At 42.1% G+C, this 1,273-nt stretch carries 2 protein-coding genes; both read right to left on the bottom strand.

The window, feature by feature from the left end; genetic code table 11:
- Positions 1–721, bottom strand: a 721-nt coding sequence (locus Q0192_RS09230; RefSeq protein WP_299289195.1) for an adenylosuccinate synthetase, incomplete at its 3' end; no start/stop codon positions are given.
- 19 nt (positions 722–740) lie between these two features.
- On the bottom strand, positions 741–1,217 hold the full coding sequence (locus Q0192_RS09225; RefSeq protein WP_299289194.1) for a transcriptional repressor: 477 nt from the start codon (positions 1,215–1,217) through the stop codon (positions 741–743).
- Positions 1,218–1,273 lie beyond the last annotated feature (56 nt).

Raw genomic sequence — 1,273 nt, 5'->3', positions numbered from 1 at the left:
AAGAAGTTACAAAAGGGTAGGAGCCGAAATCAACATCCAGCATCGTGCCTTGCGCGCCTTCGGCCAAAATGGTTTTTCCTTCTTTTAAAAATTTATTCACCAAGTGTTCGCTGTCTACCTGCGGGATGCTTTTCAGCAATTCTACCGCTTCAAAAAAAGCAGCTTCTTTTTCGCTGAAATCCGGTACTTCTCTATAATGGATCAAAATGGATTTGTGCTTTTCCACCAGTTTATTGTAGCGTTCTTTGAAATCCGGCTGCATGGTATCGCCAACACGCAAACCGTTACGGCCAGTTTTGTCCATATAAGTTGGCCCGATTCCTTTTAACGTAGAACCAATTTTATCAGCGCCCATTTTGCTTTCAGAAGCCGCATCTAATAACTGGTGCGTTGGTAAAATTAAGTGTGCTTTGCGGGCAATTACCAGTTTGCCTTTTCCAACCGGGTCAAAACCTGCTTTTTTTAGGTTATCCAGTTCTCGTTTTAAAATAATTGGGTCAATCACCACGCCGTTGCCAATCAGGTTCAGCGTTTTTTCATTAAAAATACCGGAAGGGATGGTGTTCAGCACATATTTTTGCCCGTCAAATTCCAGCGTGTGCCCGGCATTTGGGCCGCCCTGAAAACGGGCAATTAAATCGTAATGCGGACAAAGCACGTCCACAATTTTTCCTTTGCCTTCATCTCCCCATTGAAGGCCTAACAATACATCAACAGCCATTTATTTGATTTATCAGAATTTAATTTTTAGCGTAATATTCGCAGGAGCCTGCTGCTTTTAAACGGGAACAATCACCATACATGTTCATGGAATGGTGTTTGATTTCAAACTTCAGCAAATCGCCCATCATGTTTTGGATTTGTCCGATACGCGGGTCGCAAAACTCAACCACGCGGCCACAGTTCAGGCAAATGATATGGTCGTGCTGTTTGTAACCGTAAGATTTTTCAAACTGCGCCATGTTTTTGCCAAACTGGTGCTTGGTAACCAAATCGCAGGAAAGCAGCAGCTCCAACGTATTGTAAACCGTTGCCCGGCTAACCCGGTATTTTTTATTTTTCATGTGGATATAAAGCGATTCGACATCAAAGTGATCACTGCGCGAGTAGATTTCTTCGAGGATGGCAAAACGCTCCGGTGTTTTCCTCAAACTTTTATTTTCAAGGTAAGCCTCAAAAATTTTTTTAACCATTTCTATGGTTTCCTGTTGGGCCATGCTGCTAATTTATCCGTTCAAAGTTATTAATAAATCTGTTAAAGTTTGAAGAAGTC

This window comes from uncultured Mucilaginibacter sp. (assembly GCF_937859865.1).
Lineage (GTDB): Bacteria > Bacteroidota > Bacteroidia > Sphingobacteriales > Sphingobacteriaceae > Mucilaginibacter_A.
This window is presented reverse-complemented; position numbering and strand designations above follow the sequence as displayed.